Genomic DNA, 23,146 nt, shown 5'->3' with positions numbered 1-23,146 from the left:
CACGACCTCCTGCCACCACGCCGACAACGAAGCAACCCCCGCGTAGTCAAACGCAAGATGTCAGGCTGGCCGCTCAAACGAATACCCAAACCACCTAAGTAAACGGTATTGGGGTTAGCCGGCCGGGCTCAGGATGAACCCGACCGGGCTGCCAGAGGGCAAACTTAGGCGTCGGCCGGAACCTTTTCGGTGTTCCGGGGTGCCGTCGGATCAGCAACCGAATCCGCCGGGGCTGCGGCAAACGGCATGTCCATTTCCACCAGGTCGATCAGCGGGTTCTCGTCCTGGTTCGCAACGAGCTCCTTGGCCTCGGCCTGGGTGTCGACGCTGGGCATGGAACCCGGCAGGGGGCGCTGGGCCGATTCCTTGAGGAAGTAGATCGCAACCGCACCGATCGCCGAGGTGGCCATCAGGTAGTAGGCCGGCATCATGTCATCGCCGGTGGCGCCGATCAGGGCGGCGACGACGAACGGCGTGGTGCCGCCAAAGATGGCGACGGAGAAGTTGTACGCGATGCCCATGGCGCCGTAACGGCTCGCCGTCGGGAACTGCGCCGGCAGGGCCGAAGCCAGGTTCGCCACGTAGAAGGTGACCGGGAAGGCGATCATGCCGAGGCCCAGAAGGGTGGACCAGATTTCTCCGACGCCGATCAGCATAAACGCAGGGGCAGCCAGGACCACGGTGCTGAGCGCGCCGATCCACAGCACGGGGCGGCGCCCGATCCGGTCAGACAGCTTGCCGGTCAGCGGAATGCAGAGGCTCATGATGACCAGCACGGGGATGGTCAGCAGGGTGCCGTGGACCGGGTCGTAGCCCTTGGACTCCGTGAGGTACGTCGGCATGTAGGACGTCAGGGCGTAACCGGCGGTATTCGCGGCTGCCACCAGGATCATGGCAACGATGAGTGAACGCCAGTATGCCTTCACGATGCCCACCGGGCTCTTCGAGGCTGCGGGATTCAAGGACGTGGCGTCCTTGGAGAGGTTCTCCTGGGCGTCCAGGGTGGCCTGGAACTGCGGGGATTCCTCGATCTTGCTCCGGAAGTAGACCGCGATCAGGCCCAGCGGACCGGCAAGCAGGAACGGGATCCGCCAGCCCCACTCCTCCATGGCGGCCTGACCAAGGGTCAGCTGCAGCACGGAGACGAGGGCGGCACCGAGGGCGAAGCCGAGGTAGCTGCCCATGTCCAGGAAGCTGGCGAAGAAGCCGCGGCGCTTGTCCGGGGAGTATTCGCTCACGAACGTGGTGGCACCTGCGTATTCGCCGCCGGTGGAGAAGCCCTGGACCACCTTGAGCAGCACCAGCAGGGCAGCAGCCCACATTCCGATCTGCGCATAGCCGGGCAGGAGGCCGATGGCGAAGGTGCTCGCGGCCATCAGCATCAGTGTGGTGGCCAGGACCTTCTGGCGGCCGATCTTGTCGCCGAGCCAGCCGAAGATGACCCCGCCGAGGGGGCGGGCAATGAAGGTGGCGGCGAATGTTCCCAGCAGGAACAGGGTCTGAACGGACTTGTCCGCCTCGGGCAGGAACACCGGCCCCATGGTGGTGATCAGGTAGCCGAACACGCCGACGTCGTACCACTCCATGGTGTTACCCACGATGGTGCCGCCGAGTGCTTTTTTGAGCATCGGCTTATTGACGACGTTCACGTCGGACTCCCTGAGTCGACGCCGCGTCCGCAGCTTTGATTTCTTCGCACCCTTGGGTGAAACTTGGTTGGTTCCGCTGGCGTTCATGACGCCTGCTGAAGAGTCGGTCGTGCTTCGGTCTGTGGGCATTTGGGCCGCTCCTATGGAGGTCATTTGCTTGCGACTTGTAGCTGCCCCGCTCTGGGCAGGCTTTCAATTTTACGCGATTTCTATGGTGTTTCCGAGTTTGGTGCCGTATCATCCGGTGTTTCACCCCTGATCGGGGGCCTGCTGGCAGTTTTCTTTTCCGCTGTTTCACCGCGCCATTGCTGGGAATCGCCGGTCTTCACCTCCGACTGCGTAAACTTTTTCCCCGCAGGGCGGCCGGGAGCCGGTTTTCCGGCCTGAATCATGCCATTGGGCGGGGACCGGCCCACCCTCCCCGGGCCCCGGTTGCGCCGCGCAAAAGCCGGGCAGAAGGGGTACCCAAGCGATCCGGAAAGCGCCTAGGGTTGACCTCAGCGCAGTGCTGACCACGAGCCACACAAGGAGAACAGTCCATGACTGGCAAAGAGACCAAAAAGAGCAGCAACAGCGGGGTCGAGGCGGACGACAAGTCCCAGGCCAAGCCGGAGCAGGGGACAGGCATCAAGTCCCGCCTGACCGACGCCCAAAAGGAGATGCTCGCGAGCAAGTCGCGGGGTGGCGCGGCCTCACAGAGTGTCGGCCACAGCCACAAGCCCACTCACGTCAGTGGCAAGCAGGGCCCCGCGGAGAAGAAAGTCCGCTGGTAGCGCTACAGACATCGCAAGCCGGCCGACCTACGATGGGGGGACACTTCAATTCACGGCACTAAGTGCACAGCGGAAAGGAAGAGCAATGGCAGATCATCACTCCGGAGACGAGATCGAGCCTGAGGTGGCCAGCCACTTGGCTGAGTCCATGGACGAGGCCCCTGGTCCCGAGCCGGTGCACCACCTTCCGCCGCCCGCCTCCGAGGGGCATTCGTGGCCGGATGGGAGCGGCAAGCACCGCCACCCGAAGGATCGCGATGAAGTTCGCGGCCTGCAGAACCAGCAGGTTGTAGAGGCCGCTGAGCACCGGACGAGCCGCCCGGACATCCCGCACCGCGACAAGTGACGGCGGCCCGGCTGAGAGTTGAGACCGGGCCCGCTTCACTCAATCACCACGTCCTCCGGGCGCTTATCCGGCCGCCAGCCTCGCCAGACCGGGTGCCGGAGCTTGCCGCCGCCGGTCCATTCCCCATAGGTGACCTCCCCGACGAGCTTGGCGCTTACCCAGTGTGCGTCCGAGGCGTCGGCGGCCGGGACGTCCTCGAACGGCGAGGTCTTACGGGGGAGGGCATCGAGCCTCTGGCGCAGTTCCTTGAGTGCCCGGGTGCTGAATCCGCTGCCGACGCGGCCGACGTAGCGCAGCTTGGAACCGTCGGGGATCCCCAGCAACAGTGAGCCGACGGACTGCCCGCGCTCGCCCTTGCCCGGCCGCCAGCCGCCGACGACCACCTCCTGGGTGCGTTCGAACTTGAGCTTGAGCCAGGACCTGCTGCGCTGCCCGACGTAGCGGCCGTCCGTGCGCTTGGCCATCACGCCCTCCAACCCCAGCTCCTCGGCGCTTTTCAGGATATGCCGGACATCGCCGTCGATCAGCTGGGAGAGGTCCACGGGGCCATCGGCAGATGTGAAGAACGCCTCCAGCCGGGCCCGCCGCTGGCGGAGCGGGAGACGGCGCAGGTCCGTGCCGTCCTCGGATAGGAGGTCGAAGAGCATCAGCCGCACCGGCGTCGACGCCTGCGCCTTCGCGACGTCGGAGGCTCTGGTGAGCTTCATCCGCCCCTGCAGCAGCCCGAAGTCGGGCCGCCCCGAGGGGCCGACGGCGATGATCTCGCCGTCGGCGATGAAATCCTGCCCCGGCCAGCTGGAGCGGTCCGTCAGTTCCGGGTACGCCGCGGACATGTCGATCCCGTTGCGGCTGATCAGGCGGATCTTCTTGGCGTCCCCGACAATCAGGGCCCGCACCCCGTCCCACTTGAGTTCAAACTGCCACTCTTTGCCCGGCAAGTCGGCTGCGGTGCCGGAGCTGGCCAGCATCGGCGCAAAGTCGGCCGTGTCCGGGGCAGGTTGCGCAGCCTCCGCCGCGGGGGGCACATGTCCCTTCTTCGCGCCCAGCGGGTCCATCAGGTGGATGAGCCACTGGTCGCCGCCCCTTCCGGTGTGGATCAGCGCGAACCTGCGGGTGCCGGCCAGCCCGCCGTCGTCCTGGCCGGTGAGGGTGGCAATGACTTCCTTGCCGGCGATCCACTTCTCGCATTCGTAGTAGCCGTGGTCCCAGATGCTGATGGTTCCGGCACCGTACTGGCCCTTGGGAATGGTGCCTTCGAAGCCCGCGTCGTCCATCGGGTGGTCCTCGGTCTGGACCGCCAGGTGGTTCGTCGTCTTGTTGGTGGGCACCCCCTTGGGCAGCGCCCAGGACACCAGTACGCCGTCGCGCTCCAGCCGGAAGTCATAGTGCAGCCGGCTGGCGCGGTGTTCCTGGATGACGAACTTCTCGCGGAGGGTGCCGTCTTCGGTATCAGTCCGGCCTGTCCCGGCGCGGTGCTGCTCCGCCGTGAAGGGCTCCGGGGTGGAGGCCGCGTCCCGTTTGGCACGGTACTTGTCCAGCCGCGGGTCGGTGGCGCCGCCGTCGCCTGTTGTTTCGCTGTCGCCGTCCGGGCGGCCGTCAGGCTGGCCCCCGGGGCGCCTCTTGCCGGAGATGACCGCGAAGGGGTCCTTGCCGGACTTCACCCGCTTCATGACCTCCTGGTAGTCCAGCTGGTGCAGGGAAGGCGAGCTGAGTTCGCGCCAGGTCCGGGGCGCCGCCACCGTGGGCCGGAGCCGCCCGCGCAGTGAGTAGGGCACGATGGTGGTCTTGGCGGCGCTGTTCTGGCTCCAGTCCACCAGGACCTTGCCGGTGCGCAGCGTCTTCTTCATGTCACTGACGGCCAGCGCCGGGTGGTCGGCTTCCAGGGAGCGGGCCAGTTCATGGGCGAACTCGGAAATCTGCTCGGAGCTCTGCGTGCCGTCGAGGGCCGCGTAGAGGTGGATGCCTTTGCTGCCGCTGGTCACCGGTACGGGGTCCAGTCCGACGTCCTGCAGGATGGCCCGGGCGAGCTTCGCGACCTCAACGCACTCGGCCAGCCCGGCCCCCTCACCGGGATCCAGGTCCAGCACCAGCCGGTCCGGCGGCAGGGCGTTGCCGTGCGAGTCGACGCGCCACTGCGGCACATGGATCTCCAGGGCCGCGATCTGCGCGAGCCAGGCCAGCGTGGCCGGGTCGTTGACCAGCGGGTACTGGATGGTCCGTTCCTTGTGGGTGATGGAGGCCCGCGGCACCCACCCCGGCGTCGAATGGTCGAGGTTCTTCTGGAAGAACATCTCGCCCGGGGCATCGGCCGTCCCGACGCCGTGCACCCAGCGCTTCCGGGTGGCCGGGCGGTTTGCGGCCGCGGGGATCAGCACGGGCGCCACGGCGGCGTAGTAGGCCAGGACATCGGCCTTGGTGGTGCCGGTCTCCGGATACATGACCTTGTCCAGGTTGGTGACCACCAGTTCGCGGCCGCCAACCCGGACCCGCTCCTTGCTGTTGGCCGGTGCCCTTTCACCCAAGGGGCTTCACCTCCACGCAAGTGTGCGGTTCACTTGATCCATGAGAGCCATCTGGAAAGGCGCGATAGCGTTCGGGCTGGTCAACGTGCCCGTCAAGGTCTACAGCGCAACCGAAGACCACGACATCAGCCTGCACCAGGTCCACAATGCCGACGGCGGCCGGATCCGCTACCAGCGCCGCTGCGAGGTCTGCAGCAAGATCGTGGACTACGAGGACATCGACAAGGCCTATGAGGACGACGGCCGCACCGTGGTCCTCAGCCGCGAGGAGCTCAAGGCCATCCCGGCTGAAAACAGCCACGAGATCGACGTCGTGCAGTTTGTGCCGGCTGAGCAGCTCGACCCGATGATGTTCGAAAAGAGCTACTACCTTGAGCCGGACTCCAAGTCGCCCAAGGCCTATGTCCTGTTGCGCCGGGCGCTCGAGGACACCGACCGGGTGGCCATCGTCCAGTTCGCCCTGCGGGACAAAACCCGTCTGGGGGCCTTGCGGATCCGGGGTGACGTCCTGGTTCTGCAGGCCTTGCTCTGGGCCGACGAGGTACGTGAAGCGAGCTTCCCCTCGCTCGAAACCACCATCCGCATCTCCGCCCCGGAACGTGAAATGTCCGCCGCGCTGGTCGATTCGATGGCAGCGGACTTCGAACCGGACCAGTTCACCGACGACTACCAGCTGCAGCTGCGCCAGCTCATCGAGGCGAAGCTGGAGAAGGGGGAGTCGCTGGACACCGAGGAGACCTTTGGCGTCCCGGCGGCCGAGTCCGGAACTGGCGAGGTGATCGACCTGATGGAGGCCCTCAAACGGAGCCTGGAGAAGAAGCGCGGGGGAGGGGCAGCGTCCGCGGACGAATCCGCCAAGCCCGCCGCGAAGCCCGCTTCGAAGTCGACGGCTGCAAGGCCCGCCCCCAAGACGGCATCCCGGACCGCACCCAAGGCCGCGGCGGCCAAGACCCCCGCGGCCAAGAACTCTGCGGCCAAGACCCCCGCGAAAGCTGCTCCGAAGACGGCCGGCACCAAAGCCGCCGCGCAGACCGCGCGGAAGGAGGCCTGAGCGGTCGGCTGTCCGGCCCGTGGCCACCGGGATCAGGAGTCCCTGAGCGCGGAAATGAGCTCGCTTTTCTTCTTGGCCGAGCATCCCTTGAGCCCGATCTCCTTGGCGCGTTGCTTGAGCTGGGGGACGGTCCAGTCCTCGTAGTCGCCGGCTTTCCCGCCCTTGCGGCCCACTGCCGCCCGGCCGTCCCTGGCTGCGGCGTTGGAGATGCGTGCCGCCTTCTGCTGTGACGCCCCGTCCTCCAGCAGCTCTTCATAAAGTTCCGGGTCCTTGATGCTGGGACTCTCCGAGCCGCGCGGCGCATCCCCCTTCGTTGGCACGGCCTACCTCGGCAGCTGGTTGTCGGTGTGGCCGCCGGCCCGGGTGCGTTCGGCACCAAGGGGTTCGAAGGTTGCGATTCCGGTGCGGAGCTGGAGGGACGTTTCGTCGATCCGTTCGACTGCCTTGACGCCTTTCGTGAACTCGGGGACGGTCTCGAACTGGGTCCACTGGGTCCACTGGGTCCACTGGGTCCACTGGGTGTACGCGGTGGACACCCGAACGTCGACTTCGATGTTTTCCTGCACGCTTGCCACGGTCGTGTCTCCTTTGGCCGGGAATCCCGTTCGGCGGCTGTCCGCCGGTGGTGGCGCCCCGGATTCCAAACTAGCGGGGTGGCAGGGCTCTGACAAGCATTTGCTAAGGGTGCTTGGCGCCGGTCGGATCACCCGACTCCGTCGATGTGCTGAGTTCCCGCTGCATCTGCCGGGCGATCAGGTCTGCCGGGCCGTCCTTGGCGCCAAAATCGACCGGCTGGGAGAGCCGTGCCATTACGAGCGTCGGTTCGGTGACCGCCGTCGAGCGGCAGTGCGGGATGGCGATGCCGCCGGGGACGCCGGTCGCGGTCTTCTGTTCCCGGGCGAAGGCGTCGGCGAAGAGGCCTTCAACCTCGGTGGCGCGTCCGTTGGCGGCAACCTTGCCTGCCAGGTACCGGATCACGTCCTCGGGCGAGCTGCCCAGGTTCTGGTCGAGCTCGACCAGATCGGTGGTAATGAGCTGAGTCACTGTCAATCCTTCCGGAGGGCCGTGATGGTTACGGCATCGGGGGTGGTTTGGTGGACTGCCGGGACTGTGGAGCCCGGCAGCGAAGCGGCGGCGGCACCATGGGCCACAGCCTGACGGAGGCAATCGGCCGGGGCGGCGCCCTGGCTGGAAGCGAGCAGGTAGCCGGCCAGCGAGGAATCGCCGGCGCCTACCGTGCTCACCGCAGTGACCGGCGGATGCGTGGCCAGCCACGCGCCGTCGGCCGTCACAAGCACCGCACCCTTGGAACCGAGCGTTGCCAGCACGGCACCCACCCCGGATCGCACGACGGCGGATGCTGCCACCGCGGCAGCCTCCGGATCCGCTTCGAGTTCCTCGGCGGACTTGTGCGTGGCGAACCCGGCTGCGGCAGCCAGTTCCACCAGTTCCTCGGCGTTGGGTTTAATGAGATCCGGCTTCCCCAGCGCGTCGCCGGAGATGGCGGCGGCGAGCGGTTCGCCGGAGGAATCGACGGCGATGAGGGGGGCCTCGTTGCCGTGATCCATGGAGCGCAGCCGCCGGGTGACGGTGGCGTAGAAGTCGGCCGGGACCCCGGGTGGGAGCGATCCGGCCAGGACGACCCAGCTGGCTCCGCGGGCGCGGTCCAGGAGGAGCCCGATCAGGGCTTCCTGCTGGTCCGCACTCAGCACCGGGCCGGGCTCGTTGATTTTGGTGGTGACGCCGCCGGGTTCGGTGAGCGCCACGTTGCTGCGCAGCGGCTCGCCGATCGGGAGGGCGGCGAACGGGACGTCGACCTCCCGGAGGCCGGCGAGGACGGGGTCCGCCTCGGCTCCGGGGAGCACGGCGACCGTCTTCAGGCCGGAAGCGACGAGGGCGCGGGAGACGTTGACTCCCTTGCCGCCGGATTCCTGCCGGACGGAGACGGCCCGCTGGACTTCGCCGCGGAGCAGGGGCCCCGGCAGCGCCACGGTGCGGTCCAGGCTCGGGTTGGCGGTCAGGGTGACAATCATGCGACCACCACCTCCACGCCGGCGTCCGCGAGCGCGTCGGCCAGGTCCTGGCTGGGTTTCGTGTCAGTGATCAAGGTGTCCAGATCTTTCAACGAGGCGAACTGGACCAGGGTCTCGGCGTCCAGCTTGGAGGCATCAGCCAGCACCACTATGCGGCGTGCTGATTGGACGAAGGCAGCCTTGACAGCGGCTTCTTCAGGATCGGGAGTGCTCAGCCCGAAGGCTGCGTGGATGCCGTTGGTGCCGATGAAGGCGATGTCCGGGCGGATCCTGCGGGCGGCTTCCACGGTGGACTGGCCGACGGCGGCCTGCGTGATTCCGCGGACCTTTCCGCCCAGCAGGTGCAGGGCGATGCCGGGTACACCGGACAGCTTTGCCGCGATGGGCAGTGAGTGGGTGATGACCACGAGTTCCGCGCCGGGCCCGGAAAGGGCGGCGGTTGCTGCCGTCCGGGCGGCCAGGAGGTCCGCGAGGGCCTCGGTGGTGGAGCCGGCGTCGATCAGGATGCTGCCGGTGCGGTCCTGCGGGATCAGCGCCAGGGCGGCCTCGGCGATCCGCGTCTTTTCCGGCTGCCGCTGGTCGGTCCGGACCAGAATGCTAACCTCGTTGGTGCTGAAGCGGTCCGGGGACACCGCGCCGCCATGGACCCGGCGCACACTGCCGGCGGCTTCGAGGGCGGCAAGGTCACGGCGGACGGTCTCGGTGGTGATGCTGAATCGCTCGGCAAGGTCCGTGACGCTGGCGCGGCCGCTGACGGTAATGAGCCCCACGATCAGCTGTTGGCGTTCCTCGGCGAACACTGGCTCTCCCTTGCGTCAGTACTGCGGGCCTTCCTGCCACTTCAGTGATAGCCATCACAGGGAGTGGGGTTGATTGACTTTATCTTTGAATCTGTGGCTTTGTTAACGAAAAACAACAAGAACGCAGAAAGGTCACGAGGATCCCGTCGGACATGCCCAGTTTTCGCGCCCAGGAGTGGGCATATGGGCACCATGTCCATCCGCGGACTTGGCCGTGGGGCATGCCCGGGCTGAGGGTTGGTGAGCCGGGGGACATGTCCAGTCTTTGCGGCACGGAGTGGGCATGTTTGCCCCAGGTCCATCCCTGGATCCCGGCGCTTGGCATGGGGCGCCGGAGGATTCGCGGACTCCCCGCGGGATATGCCCAGTCTTCGCGCCCGGGGGTGGGCATATAGGCACTATGTCCATCCGTGGCCTCGGGGGTGGGGCATGTCCGGACGGGCGGGCACCGCTAAAAGGCACACGCCGGGCCCGACCTCGTGAAGGTCCGGCCCGGCGCCCGGGTGGTTCGTTCGGTGCACTGCCGCACACTGGGACTAGATGCCGGCGTCGCGGCTTTCGTTCCGGGTGATGGTCTCGCCGGTGTTGGGGTCCACGACGGAGCGGGTTTCGCTGACCCGGCGAGTACGGCTGCGGCCCGGGGATGCCAGGATCAGGGAGGCGACCAGTCCGATGACGCCTACCACCATCAGGATGTAGCCGATCATGGTCTGGTCCACGTTGGGGATCAGTCCGGGGGTGATGGCCCAGGCCAGGATGGCGCCGAGGGCGATGAGGAAGATGGAGGAACCGATTCTCATGACTTGCTCCTTGTGTCCGGTGGGACGGATAGGTATTGCTAAGCATGCTGTCCAGCGCCACGCTACAGCCCGATGCGGGTTGTTTCAACGATCTGAGCGGCGCCACTCCGGTCAGTTTTCGAAGGTCAAAGTGTTTTCCGCGGTGGCTTCGGACAGGCGCGGCGCGGATCCAGCGTGCGGCTGTCATTTTCCGCCGCGGATCTCCGCAGGTGAAATTGCGGGGCGGCCCGCGCGGGGATCGCACGTACTCTTTAAGGGTGCACAGCGGCCGCCACTCCCGTCCCGCCGCCCCCGCCCCCGCACCGCACTCCCCGCGGGTCCCCCAACGGGCCTCACAGAAATCCGGTACCCATGCCTGAAACTTCCCCCAGAGTCGTCGTCACCGGACTGGGCGCCGTGACCCCTGTCGGCGGGACCGCGGCCGATACCCGGGCCGCGTTGCTGGCCGGACGCTCCGGAATCGCGGCTCTCGACGAGGACTGGGCACAGGGGCTGCCTGTCCGGATGGCCGGCCGGGTGGACGTTGACGTCGCCTCGCTGCTTACCACCCCCGAATACAAGAGGATGGACCGGTGCGGGCACCTGGCACTGATTGCCGCCCGGGAAGCGTGGGCCCAGGCCGGCCGGCCCGACGCCGACCCGGAACGCCTGGCGGTGGTGATCGGCTCCGGCTACGGCGGCCTGGACACCACCTTGGAGCAGACCCGGATGCTGAATGCCAGCGGCCCGCGCAGGGTGTCCCCGCACACCCTCACCCGGATCATGACCAACGCCCCCGCGGCCTGGGTGTCCATCGACGTCGGCGCCAAGGGCGGCGCCCGCACTCCGGTGAGCGCGTGCGCCTCCGGAGCCGAAGCCATCTCCCAGGCAGCCGACATGATCCGGGCCGGGGCGGCGGACGTGGTGATCGCCGGCGGTGTGGATTCCTGCATCAACGGCCTCATCATCAGCGGCTTCGCGCAAATCCGCGCACTGTCCACCCGCAATGAGGACCCGCAGTCCGCCTCGCGGCCCTTCGACCGGGACCGGGACGGGTTCGTGCTGGCCGAGGGCGCCGCGATCATGGTCCTGGAGCGCGAAGACCACGCCCGCGCCCGCGGAGCGGAAATCCTGGGCGTCGTGGCCGGAACCGCGGTGACGTCCGACGCCGTCGACATCGTCGCCGCTGACCCGGCCATGCAGCGACGCGTCATGGAAAAGGCAATCGCAGCCGCCGGCCTTGGAGCCGCCGACATCGGCCTGGTTCACGCCCACGCGACCTCCACGCCGGTCGGCGACCGCCTGGAAGCCGAAGCGATCAAAGCTGTGCTCGGAAACCAGGTTCCCGTCACTTCCACCAAATCACTCACCGGGCACCTCCTGGGCGGTGCCGGCGCGCTCGGAGCCATCGTGATGATCCAGGCACTGAAAACCGGATCTTTCCCGGGCTCCGGCAACCTCGACGAGCCGGATGCCGGGATCGACCTCAACCTCCTCCGGACATCCGTGGCGGGCCAGGCGGCCAGGGCGGGCATCGCCAACGCGTTCGGATTCGGCGGGCACAGCACGGCGCTGGTGATCACTGAAAGCTAGGCTGTTCCGATGGAGACAGTCCTCTGGTCCAAGCCGGAACACGAACGCGCCGGAACGCCGCTGCTGGTCATGTTGCATGGCTATGGCCGGGATGAATCGCAGATGGCGAAGCACTTTGACAGCATGCCGTCCGGCTTCAGCTGCGCCGCACTGCGCGGCCCCAAGGAAATCGGGGACGGGCACGGCTGGTTCCTGCTGGATTACTTCCTGACCCATGACTTCGCCGACGTCATCGCCTCGACCAATGCCGTCTTCAGCTGGATCGAATCCGTCAAGGCTAAGCACAGCAGCGTGAGCCTGCTCGGCTATTCGCAGGGCATGGCCATGGCCACCACCCTGCTGCGGCTGCGGCCGGCACAGTTCCGGGCCGTCGTCGGACTGTCCGGGTTTGTCCTGGAAAACGAACTCCTGGCGATGAGCGAATCGTTTCAGTCGCGGCCGCCCTTTTTCTGGGGCCGGGACCGGGACGACATGGTGATCAACGACGCCGCCACGGAGCACACCGAGGAATGGCTCCACGAGCACACCCAGCTCACAGCGCGGACCTACCCCGGAATGGGCCACTCCATCGCGGCGGCGGAACTGGTGGACGTCGGCGCGTTCCTCCGGCACTACGTCTTGCGCCCGGACAGCTGACCCGGCTGCCGGGCGAGACCAGGACGCGCCGGCGCGACAGGGTCCAAGCTCCCTACCCTGTCTATCCACTTGCGCGCTAATTTTGCCAGCCTTTATACTTAACATTGGCCATCTTCACGGCCGCTACTTCAGGGGGAAGAAAGGCTGAGCCCCGTGCCGCAGGCCAAGAGGCCACCCGTCGCCATCCAAGACGCCGCCGCACCCTCCATCCGCACCATCGCCACAGCAGACCGGTGACCGCCGGCCTTCCGCCGCGCTGAACACGCGCGCTGGACAGGCGCGCCCGCCCGGTGCCAACGCCTGCGGTCCGCCTGCGGGAGGCTCCGGAGCGTCCCGGCCCGCATGCGCACAACTCATGGCCCGCCGTCGTGCCGCCCGCCCCCCAGCTATCGCCGTCTGAAAGGACAACCGATTCATGACTGATCTTGCCAACAGCACCCCTTCGAGCTGGACCGGGGCTTCCGCCATCCTCTTTGACCTCGACGGCGTCCTGACCCCCACCGCGATCGTGCACGAGCGCGCCTGGCAGGAACTCTTCGACGGGTTCCTCAAGACCGTGCCCGAGGCTCCCGGCTACCGCGAAAGCGACTACTTCGACCATATCGACGGCAAGCCGCGCTTCGACGGCGTCCGGGACTTCCTGGCCTCCCGCGGCATCGTCCTGCCCGAGGGCCCGCTGGATGACGACCTGGCGCACAACACCGTCCACGGCCTGGGCAACCGCAAGAACAAGGTCTTCAACGACATCGTCGAGGCCGGCGGCGTCAAGCCCTACGAGGGCTCCGTGCGGTTCATCGACGCCGCGCTGGCCCGCGGGCTCAAGGTCGCCGTCGTCTCCTCCTCCCGGAACGCCCCGGCGGTGCTCAAGGCCGCCGGTCTGTCCGACTACTTCCCGGTGGTGGTCGACGGTGTTGTCGCCGTGGCCGAGGGCCTGCCCGGCAAGCCCAGCCCTGCGACCTATGAGTACGCCGCCCGGCTGCTGGGCCTGCCCAGCGAGGAGTGCGTCGTCGTCGAGGATGCCGTGTCAGGCGTCCAGGCCGGCAGCGCGGGGAACTTCCACTCGGTGATCGGTGTGGACCGCGGCGCCGGCCGGCAGGCGCTGCTCGACGCCGGAGCCACGCTTGTGGTCAACGACCTCGAAGAACTCCTCTAGCCCCGCATCCCCGCCGCAAGGCCCCGAACGACCCACCTGACTCTGTACCCGCCTGAAGGAAAACCATGGCTCTCATCACCTCGGACCGCGCACGGTTCCCCAACGACCCCTGGCAGCTGGTCGAGACCGTCCACCTGCCGGGCAACGCCGGCACGCTGGAAACTCTCTTCAGCCTGGGCAACGGCCACCTCGGCATCCGGGGCGCCCACTGGGCCACCGCCGATGCCGAACTGCCGGGCAGCTTCATCAACGGCTTCCACGAGACCTGGGACATCAAGCACGCGGAAAACGCCTACGGCTTCGCCCGCACCGGCCAGCGGATCCTCTACATCCCGGACGCCAACAACTTCACCGTGACCATCGACGGGGAAACCTTGAGCCTGGACGAATCCACCGTGCTCGACTACCGGCGCAGCGTCGACTTCGCCACCGGCGTCTACGAATGCCGGATCACCTGGCAGTGCCGTTCCGGCGCCACCGTGACCACCACCGAACGCCGCGCCGTCGGCTACCAGTCCCGCGGTGCGCTTGGCATATCGCTGGAACTCGCCGCGGACCGGGACATCTCCGCCGACGTGACCTCCTCGGTCATCAACCGGCAGGACCAGCCCGTCGACGACCACTCGGCCCATGACCCGCGCCGTGCCGGCCGGCACGCCGGCCGTGTACTGCTGCCGATGCGGCTCGACGGCGGCGACGGCTCCCTGCGCCTGTCCTGGGAAACCGCCGAATCCAAGCAGCGCATCGGCCTGGCCGTCGATCACTGGACGAACGCCGGGGTGCAGCCCTTCGACACCCTGGTGCACGAGGACGACAGCAGTGTCCGCTACGTCCTGGCCGTTGGCGCCGACGAGCCGTTCGTGCTGGAGAAGAGCGTCAGCTACGCCGTCGGGCAGGCGTCCGAAGACCTGGCCGATGACGCGGAGGCGGGCCTCCGGCCGCTCGCGGAAATCTTCGCCGAAAGTGCGGCGCACTACCGAAAATACTGGACCACGGGCGACATCGTCCTCGCCGGCCAAACCGAATTCCAGCAGGCCGTCCGCTGGAACCTCTTCCAGCTGGCGCAGGCGACGGCCCGCGCCGACGTCGCCGGCATCCCGGCCAAGGGCGTCAGCGGCTCGGGCTACGACGGGCACTACTTCTGGGACCAGGAGGTGTACCTGATGCCCTACCTGACGTACACCAGCCCCGGCAACGCCCGCCAGGTCCTCGAGTTCCGCCACGCGATGCTGCCTGAGGCCAAGATCCGCGCCAAGGAGCTCAGCGTGGACGGCGCACTGTTCCCGTGGCGCACCATCAACGGTCTCGAGGCCAGCGCCTACTACGCCGCCGGCACCGCCCAGTTCCACATCGCCGCGGCGATCGCCTTCGCGACCAACCGCTACATCTGGGCCAGCGGCGACCAGGCATTCGAGGAATCCCTCGGCTCCGAGCTGCTGATCGAGACCGCCCGGATGTGGGTCTCGCTGGGCTTCTTCGGCAAAGACGGGCTCTTCCACATCCACGGCGTCACCGGCCCGGACGAGTACACCGCCGTCGTCAACGACAACCTGTACACCAACGTCATGGCCCGGTTTAACCTGCGCGCCGCGGCGGCACTGGACCACCCGGAGATCGACGACGCCGAACGCCAGCTCTGGGAGCAGGCCGCCAACCGCATGCAGCTGCCCTACGACGAGGACCTCCAGGTTCACTCGCAGGACAACGACTTCATGACCCTGGAGCCGTGGGACTGGAGCACCCCCCGGTCCAAGTACCCGCTGCTGCTGCACTTCCACCCGCTGGTGATCTACCGCCACCAGGTCCTCAAGCAGGCGGACAGCGTGCTGGCCATGTTCCTGCAGTGGCAGGACTTCACCGCCGAGGAAAAGCGCCGCGCCTTCGACTTCTACGATCCGATCACCACCGGCGACTCCACCCTGTCCGCCTGCGTGCAGGGCATCATGGCGGCCGAGGTCGGCTACGGCGAAGCCGCGCTGGACCACTTCACCCACGCGCTGTTCATCGACCTGGACGACACTCACGGCAACACGATCGACGGCGTCCACATCGCCTCCACCGGCGGGGTCTGGAGTTCGCTGGTCAGCGGCTTCGCGGGCCTGCGCGACCAGGGCGCGGTGCCGTACTTCGACCCGCGGCTGCCCGCCGGATGGGACGGGCTGTCCTTCCACCTGAAGATCCAGGGCCGGCTGCTGCAGCTCGAACTGGAACAGGGTGCCATCAGCCTGACCGTGCGCGAGGGCGCACCGCTGGAGGTCGACGTGCGCGGCGAGCTGCTCACGGTCGACGGCGATTCGGTGCGGGTTCCGCTGGCCCCGGTCGCGGCACCGGCGCCCACGATCTTCCCGAGCGGACTCCCGACGGCGTCCATCCCGATCGTGCGCGCGGCGGTCTAGGACCCGCGTTGCTTCGGACCGGGTTGCCCTGCTCCGGGGGCTTCGGCCGGGGCTGTGGCATCCGCGCCGAAGGCCTCCCGGCCGTCGTCCAGCGGATGGGCGAGTTCGTCGACCGGCATCCGCGCGACAGCCATGGCAATCACGGCCATGACCGGGCACACCGTCCCGGCGACCAGGAAGATCAGGCCGACCGGAAGCACCTCGGCGGCGGGTCCGGCCAGGGCCATGGAGACCGGCATCAGGGCGAGTGAAACGAAGAAATCCAGGCTTGAGACGCGGCCCAGCAGGTGCGGCGGCACCCGGCGCTGCAGCAGGGTTCCCCAGATGACCATGCCCATGCCGCCGGTCGCGCCGGAAGCCGAACATGCGCGAGTCGCCGCCGAGCTGGTCGCGGACCACGAACGGCAGGAGCACCTCAATGGGGCCGATCAGGAACAGCACGGAGATGCAGGCCCACAGCTGGGTCCACAGCAGCCAGGGCGTGCGGACCGTGTAGCTGACACCCTCGCGGAGGTCGTGCAGAAGGGACGTCCTGGCGCGTTCGCCGGTTCCGGAACCAGCGCTCCCGTCACGGACCTCCGACCCCGGGCGGGGCTGGCGATGGAGCAGGTTGAGGATGGAAAAAGCCAGTAGGTGGCACACCGCCACACCGGTCACAGCGTGCGCGGGGGATAGGGCGGCGACCAGGATGCCGGCGACGGCGGGACCGGTGGCCTGCTGCAGGATGGGCCGCATGGTCCCCTCCATGCCATTGGCCGCGAGCAGGTCCTCCGGCGGCAGGACCCCCGGGAGGATGGCGGAGTAGGCGGGGAAGAAGAACGCCGCCCCGACGCCCAGCACAAACGCGCCGAGCGCGAGATGCCAGAGCTGCAGCCAGCCCAGCATGGCCAGCCCGCTGACGCCGGTGATGACAGCCAGGTTGGCCCCCTCCACCGCGATGATGAGGAGCCGTTGCGGGAACCGGTCCGCCGCGATGCCGCCCGCAAGCACAAACGCGACGAGGCCCACGCTGCCCGCCGCCGCAACGAGGGAGAGCTCCAGCGGGCCCCCGCCCAGATGGATCACCTCATAGACCATCGCCATGGCCCACATCCCGGAGCCGAAAATGGAGATGGCCAGGGCCGCAATCGGCACCCGGTATTCCCGGTGCGCGAATGGTCGGAGGGCCCGCAGTGAGCGCATGGCTCCAGTCCAGGTGTCCGGCACCGCAGGGGGGCGGCGGATCCGGGCAGCGAACGATCCGATGGAATAGGCGGCGGGTCGTCCGGGTTGCCGCCTAATGGGACGGGCGACCTCATCAGGACAGCCCGTTCCGACGTACTGGGCCCTTATGGCCGCCAGGCTGCTTCAACGCGGCGGCAGTCGTGGGCCCGATGGAGCTGGATTACTCAGAATCGGAGATGGTGGATTTATGACTGCCTACAAGACAGTGAACCCCGCGACCGGAGAAACGTTGAAGGAATTCCCGCTCGCTACCGCGGGCGAGGTGGAGGGCGCGCTCGCTGCGTCGAAGGCTGCCTTCGGGGACTGGCAAGCGGCGCCCGTGGAGGCCCGCGCCAAGGTGATTGCCCGCGTGGCCGAACTGTACCGGGAACGCCAGGACGAACTGGCCCGGCTGATTGCCACGGAAATGGGCAAGCCCCTGGCCCAGTCCCGGGGCGAGGTGGGCCTCGTGGCCGACATCTACGCGTACTACGCCGAAGAGGGGCCCTCCTTCCTCAAGGACGAGCTGCTGGACGTCAAGGGCGGCGGGGAGGCCATTGTCCGCTCCGCGCCGGTCGGACCGCTCCTGGGCATCATGCCGTGGAACTACCCCTACTATCAGGTGGCCCGGTTCGCCGCCCCCAACCTGATCCTCGGCAACACCATCCTGCTCAAGCACGCCGGCAGCTGCCCGCAGTCTGCCCTCGCCATCGAGCAGATCTTCCAGGACGCCGGACTCCCCGAAGGCGCCTACATCAACCTGTTCCTGAGTAACGAACAGGTTGCCGAGGTCATCGCGGACGGCCGCGTCCAGGGTGTCTCGCTGACAGGCAGCGAGCGGGCAGGCTCGGCAGTTGCCGAGGTGGCCGGAAGGAACCTGAAGAAGTACGTGCTGGAACTGGGCGGGAGTGATCCCTTCATCGTCCTCGACTCCGATGACCTCGACGCCACCGTCAAGGCAGCGGTCAGCGGCCGGATGGGGAACGCCGGCCAGGCGTGCACGGCCTCGAAGCGTTTCATCATCCTTGAGGACCTCTACGAGGCATTTGTGGAGAAATTCACTGCCCGGATGTCCGCGATCAAGCCGGGCGACCCCCTGCTCGCCGACACCCGCTTCGGGCCGCTGTCCTCGCAGAGCGCCGCGGACGGCCTAATAGAACAGATCCAGGACGCCGTGGACAAGGGCGCCACCCTGCGGACCGGCGGACACCACGTCGACGGCCCCGGCGCCTACGTCGAGCCCACCGTGCTGACCGATGTCACCCCCGGGATGCGCGCATTCTCCGAAGAGCTCTTCGGCCCGGCAGCGGTCATCTACAAGGTCGCCACCGTGGAAGAGGCCATCGAACTGGCCAACGGTTCCCCCTACGGGCTGGGCGGTGCGGTCTTCAGCGCCGATACCGGGAAAGCCAAGGAGGTCGCGGACCGGCTGGACACCGGCATGGTCTTCATCAATTCCGTGGCCGAAACCCAGGCGGACCTGCCGTTCGGCGGGGTGAAGCGCTCCGGCGTCGGGCGCGAACTGGCACGGTTCGGCATGAATGAGTTCGTCAACAAGAAGCTCATCCGGACCCCGCGCTAAACCCGGCAGCATCCTGCGGGCAGTTGGGGGCGGATGGGTGCCGCCGATCCGCCTCGAACTGCCCGCTCCCCGTAGCCTAGTGTTAACACAAGACGAAGCTCAGCACACTTATGGTTCAGGGAGAGGCGATGATGGCCAAGCGAAGCAACCCCGCAATCAAGATTGCCCAGCAGTCAGCTCACAATGCGATGTTCGACGCCCAGGGAAAGCCCAAGCCGGGCGTCCACAACGTGCTCCTGCGGGCCGTTGAAGTCCAGCGCCCGCTGGTCCTGGCGAACCTCCGCCGGCTCCAGCGAAAGCATCCGCACGCCACCGCGGAGCAGCTCGCCGCCAGGCTGGAACGGGACTACCTCATGGCTGTCACCGGCGGCGGCGCGCTCGTCGGTGGTGCCGCCGTGATTCCCGGCGTCGGGACCGCAGCCGCCCTGGGCCTCTCGGCCGCCGCGACCGTTGGTTTCCTCGAGGCCACCGCACTCTTCTCCACCTCCCTCGCCGAACTCCACGGTGTGCGGCTGGTGGACCCGGAGAAGGCCAGCACCCTGGTTATGGCGATCATGCTGGGCGAGGAAGGCACCGCCCTGTTGAGCTCGCTGAGCGGGCAGGCGGCCGGGCAGGGCAAGGGCCCCACGCAGGCCTGGGGCTCCCTGTTCGCCCGACGGGTTCCGCTGGCCGGCTTCGGCTCGGTGCGGGAACGGATCCAGACGATGTTCCTGCGGACCCTGCTGAAACAGCAGGGCACAGCCCTGCTGGGCCGGGCGCTGCCGTTCGGCATCGGCGCCGTCGTGGGCGGCGTGGGCAACCGGGTGATGGGCCGCGCCGTCGTCGCGAACGCCAAAGAAGCGTTCGGCCCGATGCCGCTCGTCATTCCCGGCGAACTCGGGGGCACCGCGGAACCCGACGCCCCGGCAGCCGTGCAGAGCGCAGCGGTGCGGCACCCGGCCAGCACGGACAATACGGCCAACACGGCCGGCAAGGACGAATCAGCGAAGAATGGCGGCACGTTTTGGATCTGAACGCTGACCTGGGCGAGTCCTTCGGGACCTGGACCATGGGCGACGACGCGGCGATGTTTCCGCTGGTCACAAGCGCCAGCGTGGCCTGCGGGCTGCACGCAGGGGACCCCGTGACCATGCTGGACACCTGCCGGGCCGCCTACGAGCTCGACGTCCGGGTGGGCGCGCACCTGGGCTACCCGGACCTCGCCGGCTTCGGTCTCCGGGCCATGGACATCACGTTCGATGACCTCTTCGGCGCCGTGCTGTACCAGCTCGGCGCCCTGGACGGGGTGGCGCACGCCGTCGGCGCCTCGGTGGACTACGTCAAGCTGCATGGGGCGCTCTACGACCGGACAGTGCGCGACGCCGAGCAGGCCTCCGCGGTGGTCTCTGCCATCCAGGCCTACGATCCGGGACTTCCCGTCCTGGGTTTCCCGGGCTCCGCCCTCCTCGGCATCGCCCAGGAGGCCGGCCACCCGGTCTTCGCCGAGGCCTTCGCCGACCGCGCCTACCTGCCGGACGGGACCCTCATGCCGCGCTCGCAGGACGGTGCAATGCTGGACGACGTCGGCCGGATCGCCGAACGGGCCGTGCGCCTGGCCACGAAGGGCGAAGTTGAGGCCGTGGACGGCACCGTGCTCCGGATCGAACCGCACTCCCTGTGCGTCCACGGCGACACCGCAGGGTCCGTGGCCACGGCGGCCGCGGTCCGGGCGGCCCTCGAAAGCGCGGGCGTGGAACTGGAGAGCTTCGCCTGAGCGACGGACCGTCGGACTATTAGCCGAAGGCCAGGTGCGCCACCGTGAAGATCGCAAGCCCGGCGAGGGCGCCCACCACGGTGCCGTTGATCCGGATGAACTGCAGGTCCTTGCCGATCTGGAGTTCGATCTTCTGCGAGGTTTCCTCGGCATCCCAGCGGGCCACGGTATCGGTGATCACGCCCGCGATGTCCGAGCGGTACGTCTTCACGAGGTAGCCGGCGGCGTCCCCGATCCACGTGTTGACCTTGCCGGCCAGTTCGGGGTCAACCACCAGCCGGGTGCCGAAGTCATGCACGGCGGCTTTGAACCTGACGGTCAACTCGCTGTGCGGATCGTCGACGGCGGACAGCAGCGCGGCCTTGATAGTCCCCCAGGTGCGGGACGCGAGCTCCCGGACCTCGGGATCGCCGAGGACCTGGGCCTTGATGCCCTCGGCCCGGGCGATCATCACCGGATCATGCTGCAGGTCCTGGGCCAGGTCCTTGAGGTACTTGTCGATCGACAGCCGGACCTGGTGCTGCGGGTCGGACTGCACCGCCCGGGTGAACTTCAGGATTTCCACGTAGACCTTGTCGCCCACGAGCCCGTCCACGAACGACGGCACCCACGTCGGCGAACGGTCCGTGACCAGCCGGTTGACCGTCTCCTGGTTGTCCCGCACCCAGTCCACCGTGCGGTCCACGAGCACGTCCACCAGGGCGTGGTGGTGCCCGTCGTCGAAAATCCGCTCGGCGATCCGGCCCACCGGGGGACCCCACGGCGGGGCAAGCAGATGCCGGCGGACCATGCCCTCGATCACGGCCTGGACGTCGTCGTCGTTGAGTACCGTGAAGGCGCCGCGGATGACGGCGGCACCCTCCTTGGCGACCCGCTCCGCGCCGCCGGGTCCGGAGAGCCACGCGCCGGCCTTGCGGGCAATGTCAACAGAGGCCAGTTTGTCCTGGACCACCTTTTCGGAAAGGAAGTTGGTTTCCACGAATTCGCCCAGCGAGGCGCCGATCTGGTCCTTGCGCTGCGGAATGATGGCGGTGTGCGGGATCTTGAGTCCCATCGGGTACTTGAACAGGGCCGTTACCGCGAACCAGTCGGCGAGGGCGCCGACCATGCCGCCCTCGGCCGCAGCCCGGACGTATTCGAGCCAGGGGTACTGCTTCTGCAAGGCGAAGGCGACCACAAAAATGATGGCCATCAGGATCAGCAGCGAGAGTGCCAGCAGCTTCATCCGCCGCAGCGCGGAGGCTTTTTCGGCGTCGCTCGCGGCCACGGTCTGGCGGCGGGCGGGACCGCCTTTGGCGGAGGCTCCGGCGGTAGTTCCGGCGCCGCCGGGGCCCTCCGAACGGGTACTTGGCTCAGTGTTCACCTGCATGTGCCCAGCCTAGCCCCGCTTTGGCAGCGGCCATCGGCTAACGTGTCAGCATGACGACTGACGAGTCCGTTGCAGCCCGTCCGCTGGTTTACGCGCACCGCGGTTCCAGCGCAGCGTTCGCCGAGCACACCCGGGCGGCCTACCTCCAGGCAATCGCCGACGGTGCAGACGGCGTGGAATGCGATATCCACCTCACCCGGGACCAGCAGGCGGTGCTACTGCACGACGCCACCCTGGACCGCACGTCGGACGGCACCGGTCCGGTGGCGGACCGGACCCTTGAGGACCTCCGGCAGCTGGACTTCTCCTCCTGGAAGGGCGCCAGGATCCCGGACGAATACGGCGGCAGGTCCACCCAGCTGCTGACCCTCCCGGAGCTGCTGGACCTGCTGCAGGCAGCGGGCCGGGAGATCGGGCTGGCAATTGAGCTCAAACATCCCAGCCCTTTCCAGCTCAAGCTGGAGGACAGGGTCCTGGAAGTCCTCACAGCCGAAGGCTGGGATCCGGCGACGTCCCGGCTCGGCAACATCACGGTGTCCTTCATGAGCTTCAGCCCGGACTCGGTGAAGCACCTGCTGAAAGCAGTCCCGTCCTCGGCCGTGTGTCAGCTTGTGGACGACGTCGACGTTGAGGAGATCCGCGAGGAACTCGGCCTCGGGGCGCTCACCGGCGGGGCGCTGGCCAACGTGATGAAGGCCGCGCAGACCGAAGCTGTGCGGATCCTGGACGACTGCGAGGCCGGGCTGGCCGGCCCGGGCATCAACTATGTCCGCGGGCATTCCCGGACCATCAGGCGCTGGCTCACTTCCGGCCGGCGCTTCCGGGTGTGGACCGTGGACTCGGAAAACGACGTTGCCCTGTGCCAGGAGCTCGGGATCCACGAGATCACCACGAACCGGCCGGCGCAGGTCCTCGCCCAGCTGTGGGCCGGGTCGCGGAGCCTCGGCTAGAGCGGGCCTCGGCACCCACGGCCTGCGGAGACGCCGTTTCAGGCCGTGAACTGGTACCACGCTGGCAGCGGGTCCACGGGCAGTTCCTGGTTGGGATCCCGGCCGGGATCCGGCGGCAGGCCCAGATCATTGTCCGGTGGCGGGTCCACGCCTGGTTTCATGTCTTCATCCGAGGGCTGTCCCCAGCCCAGGAGCCCGTTCGTTTCCAGGATGCCGGGTGGCCAGTGGGGTGGTTCCCAGTCCTGTTGTTCGCTGGGGTAGTGCCGTCCGGATGGTGACGTCCAGCCGGGCGGGGCGTCTTTGCTGGCCCCGGCCGGTGTCCAGGCCGAGTTGTGTTTGAGGCCGTGGTGTTTGCGGCAGGGCTGGCCGAGGTTGCTGATCCCGGTGGTGCCACCGTCGGCCCAGGCCAGGAGGTGGTCGGCGTCGTTGTCCAGGGACTGGTTGTTACAGCCCGGGAACGGGCACTTCCCGTCGCGGAGCCGCAGCCACTGCCGCACTGCCTTCGGCACCCGGTAGCTGGACCGGCCGATTTCCAGCGGCGCCCCGTCCCGAGGGTCA

At 67.8% G+C, this 23,146-nt stretch carries 20 protein-coding genes and 2 pseudogenes; 11 read left to right on the top strand and 11 right to left on the bottom strand.

Annotated features, from left to right (window positions below):
* Window positions 1-164 precede the first annotated feature (164 nt).
* Window positions 165-1,778 (bottom strand): MFS transporter, encoded by a 1,614-nt coding sequence (locus tag ACZY0Y_RS17320; protein ID WP_463881975.1) that lies wholly within the window; start codon window positions 1,776-1,778, stop codon window positions 165-167.
* A gap of 410 nt (window positions 1,779-2,188) precedes the next feature.
* Between ACZY0Y_RS17320 and ACZY0Y_RS17315 the strand changes: the two genes are divergently transcribed.
* Entirely contained in the window at window positions 2,189-2,422 is a 234-nt protein-coding gene (locus ACZY0Y_RS17315) for a hypothetical protein (RefSeq protein ID WP_463959404.1), read from the top strand.
* 85 nt (window positions 2,423-2,507) lie between these two features.
* The gene (locus ACZY0Y_RS17310; RefSeq protein ID WP_463881978.1) at window positions 2,508-2,768 is read left to right on the top strand and encodes a hypothetical protein; all 261 of its coding nucleotides are present in this window, start codon (window positions 2,508-2,510) and stop codon (window positions 2,766-2,768) included.
* Window positions 2,769-2,803: 35 nt separating this feature from the next.
* On the opposite strand, the gene ACZY0Y_RS17305 is transcribed toward ACZY0Y_RS17310, so the two are convergent.
* Window positions 2,804-5,290, bottom strand: coding sequence for an ATP-dependent DNA ligase (locus ACZY0Y_RS17305; protein ID WP_463959402.1), 2,487 nt, complete (start codon window positions 5,288-5,290; stop codon window positions 2,804-2,806).
* Between the two features lie 40 nt (window positions 5,291-5,330).
* On the opposite strand from ACZY0Y_RS17305, the gene ku reads away from it, so the two are divergent.
* Window positions 5,331-6,341: a non-homologous end joining protein Ku gene (ku, locus tag ACZY0Y_RS17300; RefSeq protein ID WP_463959400.1), complete on the top strand. Its 1,011-nt coding sequence runs from the start codon at window positions 5,331-5,333 to the stop codon at window positions 6,339-6,341.
* A gap of 32 nt (window positions 6,342-6,373) precedes the next feature.
* Here the strand turns inward: ku and ACZY0Y_RS17295 are convergent, their stop codons facing one another.
* From ACZY0Y_RS17295 to ACZY0Y_RS17270, 6 genes and pseudogenes are all read right to left on the bottom strand, one after another.
* Window positions 6,374-6,661 carry a DUF7218 family protein gene (locus ACZY0Y_RS17295; RefSeq protein ID WP_463881987.1) on the bottom strand — a complete coding sequence of 96 codons (288 nt, stop codon included), beginning with the start codon at window positions 6,659-6,661 and terminating at the stop codon, window positions 6,374-6,376.
* Between the two features lie 3 nt (window positions 6,662-6,664).
* Window positions 6,665-6,916: a hypothetical protein gene (locus ACZY0Y_RS17290; protein WP_463959398.1), complete on the bottom strand. Its 252-nt coding sequence runs from the start codon at window positions 6,914-6,916 to the stop codon at window positions 6,665-6,667.
* Between the two features lie 175 nt (window positions 6,917-7,091).
* Window positions 7,092-7,385 (bottom strand): annotated as a pseudogene (locus ACZY0Y_RS17285) (PTS sugar transporter subunit IIA); the annotation flags it as partial.
* A gap of 2 nt (window positions 7,386-7,387) precedes the next feature.
* Entirely contained in the window at window positions 7,388-8,374 is a 987-nt protein-coding gene (locus ACZY0Y_RS17280; protein WP_160668330.1) for a 1-phosphofructokinase family hexose kinase, read from the bottom strand.
* Window positions 8,371-9,174, bottom strand: coding sequence for a DeoR/GlpR family DNA-binding transcription regulator (locus ACZY0Y_RS17275; RefSeq protein WP_463881994.1), 804 nt, complete (start codon window positions 9,172-9,174; stop codon window positions 8,371-8,373). The genes ACZY0Y_RS17280 and ACZY0Y_RS17275 overlap by 4 nt, the downstream gene beginning before the upstream one ends.
* Window positions 9,175-9,710: 536 nt before the next feature.
* Window positions 9,711-9,974, bottom strand: a complete 264-nt coding sequence (locus ACZY0Y_RS17270; RefSeq protein ID WP_160668327.1) for a DUF6458 family protein — start codon at window positions 9,972-9,974, stop codon at window positions 9,711-9,713.
* 351 nt (window positions 9,975-10,325) lie between these two features.
* Here ACZY0Y_RS17270 and ACZY0Y_RS17265 point away from each other — a divergent pair, with 351 nt between their 5' ends.
* The 4 genes from ACZY0Y_RS17265 (at window position 10,326) to ACZY0Y_RS17250 (ending at window position 15,731) form a co-directional block, all read left to right on the top strand.
* Window positions 10,326-11,546 (top strand): beta-ketoacyl-[acyl-carrier-protein] synthase family protein, encoded by a 1,221-nt coding sequence (locus tag ACZY0Y_RS17265; RefSeq protein ID WP_463881999.1) that lies wholly within the window; start codon window positions 10,326-10,328, stop codon window positions 11,544-11,546.
* A 9-nt stretch (window positions 11,547-11,555) separates the two neighbouring features.
* Window positions 11,556-12,182: an alpha/beta hydrolase gene (locus ACZY0Y_RS17260; protein WP_463959396.1), complete on the top strand. Its 627-nt coding sequence runs from the start codon at window positions 11,556-11,558 to the stop codon at window positions 12,180-12,182.
* A gap of 415 nt (window positions 12,183-12,597) precedes the next feature.
* On the top strand, window positions 12,598-13,335 hold the full coding sequence (locus tag ACZY0Y_RS17255; RefSeq protein WP_463959394.1) for an HAD family hydrolase: 738 nt from the start codon (window positions 12,598-12,600) through the stop codon (window positions 13,333-13,335).
* A 65-nt stretch (window positions 13,336-13,400) separates the two neighbouring features.
* Window positions 13,401-15,731: a glycoside hydrolase family 65 protein gene (locus tag ACZY0Y_RS17250; protein WP_463959393.1), complete on the top strand. Its 2,331-nt coding sequence runs from the start codon at window positions 13,401-13,403 to the stop codon at window positions 15,729-15,731.
* On the opposite strand, the pseudogene ACZY0Y_RS17245 reads toward ACZY0Y_RS17250, so the two are convergent.
* Window positions 15,728-16,913: pseudogene (locus ACZY0Y_RS17245) on the bottom strand (MFS transporter). The gene ACZY0Y_RS17250 and the pseudogene ACZY0Y_RS17245 overlap by 4 nt on opposite strands.
* A gap of 229 nt (window positions 16,914-17,142) precedes the next feature.
* Here ACZY0Y_RS17245 and ACZY0Y_RS17240 point away from each other — a divergent pair.
* The 3 genes from ACZY0Y_RS17240 to ACZY0Y_RS17230 all read left to right on the top strand — a co-directional run bounded on the left by ACZY0Y_RS17240 (window position 17,143) and on the right by ACZY0Y_RS17230 (window position 20,269).
* Window positions 17,143-18,516 carry an NAD-dependent succinate-semialdehyde dehydrogenase gene (locus ACZY0Y_RS17240; RefSeq protein ID WP_160668316.1) on the top strand — a complete coding sequence of 458 codons (1,374 nt, stop codon included), beginning with the start codon at window positions 17,143-17,145 and terminating at the stop codon, window positions 18,514-18,516.
* 131 nt (window positions 18,517-18,647) lie between these two features.
* Window positions 18,648-19,529 (top strand): hypothetical protein, encoded by an 882-nt coding sequence (locus ACZY0Y_RS17235; RefSeq protein ID WP_463882197.1) that lies wholly within the window; start codon window positions 18,648-18,650, stop codon window positions 19,527-19,529.
* Complete coding sequence (locus ACZY0Y_RS17230) at window positions 19,520-20,269, top strand: LamB/YcsF family protein (RefSeq protein WP_463882013.1); 750 nt, start codon at window positions 19,520-19,522, stop codon at window positions 20,267-20,269. The genes ACZY0Y_RS17235 and ACZY0Y_RS17230 overlap by 10 nt, the downstream gene beginning before the upstream one ends.
* 19 nt (window positions 20,270-20,288) lie before the next feature.
* Here the strand turns inward: ACZY0Y_RS17230 and ACZY0Y_RS17225 are convergent, their stop codons facing one another.
* Window positions 20,289-21,494 (bottom strand): DUF445 domain-containing protein, encoded by a 1,206-nt coding sequence (locus tag ACZY0Y_RS17225; protein WP_463882199.1) that lies wholly within the window; start codon window positions 21,492-21,494, stop codon window positions 20,289-20,291.
* 194 nt (window positions 21,495-21,688) lie between these two features.
* Here ACZY0Y_RS17225 and ACZY0Y_RS17220 point away from each other — a divergent pair, with 194 nt between their 5' ends.
* Entirely contained in the window at window positions 21,689-22,588 is a 900-nt protein-coding gene (locus ACZY0Y_RS17220; protein WP_463882015.1) for a glycerophosphodiester phosphodiesterase, read from the top strand.
* Window positions 22,589-22,626: 38 nt separating this feature from the next.
* On the opposite strand, the gene ACZY0Y_RS17215 is transcribed toward ACZY0Y_RS17220, so the two are convergent.
* Window positions 22,627-23,146 (bottom strand): HNH endonuclease signature motif containing protein (locus ACZY0Y_RS17215; RefSeq protein ID WP_463959391.1); only part of this gene is annotated, 520 nt, incomplete at its 5' end.

The sequence above is a fragment of the Pseudarthrobacter kochi genome (assembly GCF_055412805.1).
Note: the sequence above shows the minus strand (reverse complement) of the source record. Positions and strands in the feature narration are given on the sequence as shown.